We start from the raw sequence: 507 nt of genomic DNA, 5'->3' as shown, positions 1-507 counted from the left end.
TATTTGCCAGCGTACTCTTTCGCATCCAAGGCGATGAGCTGTTTCTGCTTTGAACCGTTTGGTGTGATGGTCTGTAGCGCTAGAGTGCTTTCTGGTTTTGCATCCAATTTCAGTTGACCTTTCTCATCGGTCAGACCAAGAATAGATTCTTGAGTGTCCCATTGACCGTTGTTGTTCGTGTCTTCAAAAACAACTGCATTTTTGAAGTAGCCGTCAAAACCTGTGATCACAACACCGTTGCTTGCACTGCTTGAACCGCTATCTGAACCGCCACAGCCTGTAAGAGCGATAGCCACTGACGCTGCTAATAAACTCACCTTATTCATTATTCATTTGTCCTTGTTCGTTTCCGAATGAGAAAGTCGCTTTTTTTATTGTTGTTTTTCTTAAATCTCACTAGTGAGATTTAAGAAAGTTGTGTCTTTTTAATCACTATTGAGTAAGTGTTCAAGACACGAAAAACCACATAAAACCCGTAAAATTTATTTGAGTTTTTTGTCGATGAGG

The 507-nt window shown here is 40.4% G+C and carries 1 pseudogene; it reads right to left on the bottom strand.

Features of this window, described 5'->3' with window-relative positions:
* A pseudogene (locus R7Z49_RS27890) lies at positions 1 to 326 on the bottom strand (acid phosphatase); the annotation flags it as partial.
* Positions 327 to 507: the final 181 nt, after the last annotated feature.

It is taken from the genome of Vibrio sp. 1562 (assembly GCF_033340155.1).
GTDB classification, from domain to species: Bacteria; Pseudomonadota; Gammaproteobacteria; order Enterobacterales; family Vibrionaceae; genus Vibrio; species Vibrio alginolyticus.
This window is presented reverse-complemented; position numbering and strand designations above follow the sequence as displayed.